This window comes from Skermanella sp., from assembly GCF_059503625.1.
Genome location: NZ_JCACHA010000790.1, coordinates 5,405 through 9,452 on the forward strand (window position 1 = coordinate 5,405; position 4,048 = coordinate 9,452).

3 protein-coding genes are annotated in these 4,048 nt (G+C 65.3%); all 3 read right to left on the reverse strand.

The features are described 5' to 3' along the window. Nucleotides 1-434: 434 nt before the first annotated feature. Nucleotides 435-1,394: a choline ABC transporter substrate-binding protein gene (gene choX, locus AC5JJ6_RS27885; protein ID WP_496045186.1), complete on the reverse strand. Its 960-nt coding sequence runs from the start codon at nt 1,392-1,394 to the stop codon at nt 435-437. A 16-nt stretch (nt 1,395-1,410) separates the two neighbouring features. Next, nucleotides 1,411-2,949 (reverse strand): choline-sulfatase, encoded by a 1,539-nt coding sequence (gene betC / locus AC5JJ6_RS27890; RefSeq protein ID WP_496045187.1) that lies wholly within the window; start codon nt 2,947-2,949, stop codon nt 1,411-1,413. Nucleotides 2,950-3,066: 117 nt separating this feature from the next. Continuing rightward, the coding region (locus tag AC5JJ6_RS27895) for a GlxA family transcriptional regulator (RefSeq protein WP_496045188.1) at nt 3,067-4,048 on the reverse strand (982 nt) is incomplete at its 5' end.

The following is a 4,048-nucleotide window of genomic DNA, read 5'->3' on the forward strand; positions in this document are numbered from 1 at the left end:
ACATTGCCGATCGTCGCGATCTCGGGCGGCGGGCGGCTCGGCAACTGCGACTTCCTCCGCCACGCCGAGCAGTTCGGCGCCAGCGCCACCCTGCGCAAGCCCTTCGCCCCTCAGGAAGTCATCGACGCGGTCAGCCGGCTGCTGGAGCCTGCTTGAATTGGGAAGCATCGTTGATACTTCACGTTATCCAAAATCGGGAAGTCCAAAATCACGCAGAAATCCTCCTCCACTTTACCGTCATACCAAGACTTGATCTTGGTATCTCCTTTCAGGAACTGAACGGTTGAAATCTGGACTTCAGGTTGAAGTCTTCACGTCAGATTCTGCCAGGAGATGCCAAGATCAAGTCTTGGCATGACGGATTGGGAGCGTGGGATATTTAGGGGCGTGGTCAAAACCACCGCCCCTAATACTTACGCCACCGTACCGAACGCTCAATCCAGCTTCAGCGCCTTGCGGACCGCCGGCAGACCCGGTTCGCCGGTGCGGGTGGTGACGCCGTCCAGCCATGCCGCGATCGGCTCCGGGTTGGCCTTCAGGTATTCCATGGCGGCAACCGAGGCATCCTGACGCTTGTCCTCGATGCCTTCCATGATCGCGTTTTCCATCTCGGTGCTGAAGACGAGCTGGCTGAACAGCTTGCCGGCATTGGGGCACTGCTCGGCATAGCCGCGCCGGGACAGCGTGTTGATCGTGGTGCCGCCGTAGTTGGCGCCGAAGTATTCATCACCGCCGCTCAAATACGTGATGTTGAACTTCTTGTTCATCGGATGCGGCTCCCAGGCCAGGAAGACGATCCAGTCCTCGCGGCGGGACTTGCGGTTGACCTGGGCCAGCATGCCCTGCTCGCTCGACGGCACCAGTTCCCAGTCGCCGAGATCGAAGGCCTTCTCCTTGATCATGCGGTCGATGTTGGTGTTGGCGGGAGCGCCGGGATCGATGCCGTAGATCTTGCGTTCGAACTTGTCGGGGAAGCGGCCAAGGTCGGAGAAGCTGCGGACTCCCCCTTCCGCGACGTAGTTCGGCACGGCCAGGGTGAACTTGGCGTTCTCCAGGTTGGCCCGGATCAGGTCGGCTTCCTTGTTTTCCAGCAGCGGTTTCGCCAGATGGCTCTGCGCCGGCATCCAGTTGCCGAGGAAGACGTCGATCTGGCCGGTCTTCAGGCCCTGGAAGGTGATCGGCACCGCCACCGTCTCGACCTTCTGCTGATAACCCAGCGCCTTCAGCAGAAGGCCGGCGACGGCATTGGTCGCCGTGATGTCGGTCCAGCCTGGGTCGGACATTCGCACCGTCTGGCACGCCTCGGGATCGGCCGCCTGTGCGGATGAGCCTAGCAGCAGCAACCCCATAAGCCCGCCGGTGGCGATGCCCGCCGCAAGTCTGGATGCCTTCATCGGTCTGTTCCCCTTGTTAAGCCGTCGTTGTCGTGCCCCGCCTCACCGCCGGGAAACGAGCCATCGCCTCCAGGTCGTCGAGGTCGATGTGGTTGCGCATGTATTTGTCGGCCGCGTTGGGCGGCGGCTGGTGATCCCAGGAATGGCGTCCACCCCGGTTGAGCGCCTCGAAGACCAGCCGGCGGCGGCGCTGGCTTGCCACAACGTCGGCGCGCAAGCTCTCAAGGTCCCAGCGCCGGGCGATCTCCGACCGGTAGGCCGCGACCGCTTCCGCCGCAGCCGGTGCGGCCGCGAGATTGACCAGCTCGTCCGGATCGTCGGCCAAGTCGTACAACTGGTCCGGATCGACCGGCGAGTGGATGAACTTCTCGGTCCCGCGCCGGATCATGACGATGGGGGCGATGGCGCCCTCCGCCAGATACTCCCCGATTACTTCGTCGTGTCCGCCGGTGCCCTGGAGATGCGGCAGCAGGCTGCGCCCCTCGATCGCGGTCGCATAGTCCGGCGATTTGCCGTCATGGGCCAGTTCCGCCAGCGTCGGCAGCAGATCGACCGACGAGACCGAGGCGGCTACCCGGTGCGCGGCGAAGTGCTTGGGCGCGTGGACGATCAGCGGGATGCGGCAGGCCGGCTCGAAGAAGCTCATCTTGTACCAGAGCCCGCGCTCGCCCAGCATCTCGCCATGGTCGGACAGCAGCACGACGATGGTGTTGTCGTCCTGCCCGGTATCGCGCAGCGCCTGGAGCACCCGGCCGATCTGATCGTCGATGAAGGAGACGGCGCCGTAATAGGCCCGGCGCGCGGTGCGGATGTGCTGTTCGGTGATCTCCGCGTTGTCCATGTCGCTGACATGGCGGAGCCGGAGAGAGTGGGGATCGTACTGGTCGTGGGGGATGCTGACGCGGGGAAGCTCTATTTCGTCGTCGCTATAGCGGTCCCAGTATTCCCGCGTGATGGCGTAGGGGTCGTGCGGATGGGTCATCGACACGACCATGCAGAAGGGCCGGTCGTCGCGTCCGCGGGCGATATCGTAAAGCTTCTGGCGGGAGGCGAAGGCCACCTCCTCGTCGAAGTCGAGCTGGTTGGTCCGCACGCACAGCCCCGCGTCGGTGACCGAACTCATGTTGTGGTACCAGGAGGGCCGGTGGCCGAACCTGTCCCAATCCGGCGTCCAGCCGAAGTCGGCCGGGTAGATGTCGGTCGTCAGCCGCTGTTCGAAACCGTGAAGCTGGTCCGGGCCGCAGAAGTGCATCTTGCCGGCCAGGATGGTCTGATAGCCGGCGTGGCGCAGGTAATGCGCGAAGGTCGGGACATCAGACGGAAATTCGGCCGAGTTGTCGTAGGCGCCGATGGCCGACGGCAGACGCCCCGACATGAAGACGTAGCGGGACGGCGCGCAGAGCGGGCTGTTGCAGTAGGCGGACTCGAAGGTGACGCCGCCGGCCGCCAGCGCATCGATATTCGGCGTCTTGGCAGGTCCGCCGCCATAGGCCGCGAGCACGCCGGGGGTGAGCTGATCCGCCATCAATATCAGTATGTTCGGCCGACTTGTCATTTTGAGCACGCACCTCTCCTGTTTCCGGTCCTGCTTGGGAAAAGCGGGACCGGCATCAATTGTTCCGGGTTCCACAGCTCTACGCTGGGGATTGACCTTGACGCCCCGACCGGGCGGCTACTCGAACAGGCGCCGGTCCGGCGGCACCAGATCGCGGTCCAGCGCCAGCGCCTCCACGGCGCTCAAGCCTTCCGTCAGGGCGGCGGGTTCCGGCGGCGGACCATCGCGGCGGAGTTCGGATGGGCTGATGCCGTAGACCTCGCGGAACTGGCGGGAGAAATGGGCGCAGTCCGCGAAACCGGTCTCCAGCGCTATCGACGTGACCGAGCGGGCCGAATGGCGCAGCAGCCAGTGGCCGTAGCGCAGGCGCAGGATTCGGTAGAAGCCGGTCGGGTTCATGCCGGTCGCCTCGCGGAACAGCCGCTCGAACTGCCGGGTGCTGACGCTGAGCCTGCGGGCGATCTGCTCGACCGACAGAGGCGGGCTGAGGTTCTGCTCCATCAGCAGCAAGGCCCGGCGGACGCGGTCGTTGGCGATGGTGCCTCCCCCCGGCTTGCTGGAAGTCGGCGGCTGAGGCTGGCTCTGCCCCGGCGGACGGGCCTTGTCGATCAGCATGATATGCATCGTCTTCTGGGCACAGGCGGCGCCCAGATGGCGCTCGATCAGGAAGGCCGCCAGATCGGCGACGCCGGCCCCGCCGGCGCAGGTGATGCGGTCGCGGTCGACGACGTAGAGCTGGTCGGCGACCGGCTCATGGTCGGGAAATTCCTCCAGATAGTCGCGGTGATGATACCAGCTCACGCAGCAGCGCCGGCCGCGCATCAGGCCGATCCGGCTGAGGACGAAGCTGCCGGTGCATACCCCCACCAGCCCGACGCCGCGCGCGGCTGCCGAGCGCAGGTAATCGACCGCCTGGGCGTCCAGTTGGGGGCCGGCGTGGAGCAGGCCGCCGACCACGACGATGTAGTCGAACTGGTGCGGGTCCTGGAACGGTTCCCAGCGGGCGACCGGAATGCCGCAGCTCGACCTGACCGGTTCGGCGGACGATCCCATGATGGTCCAGCGGCAGCGGATTTGCCGGCTGCCGTCGCCGTCGTCG

Coding starts and splice junctions, on each gene's coding strand:
- choX (WP_496045186.1), bottom strand. CDS start 1,394: ATGAAGGCATCCAGACTTGCGGCGGGCATCGCCACCGGCGGGCTTATG.
- betC (WP_496045187.1), bottom strand. CDS start 2,949: ATGACAAGTCGGCCGAACATACTGATATTGATGGCGGATCAGCTCACC.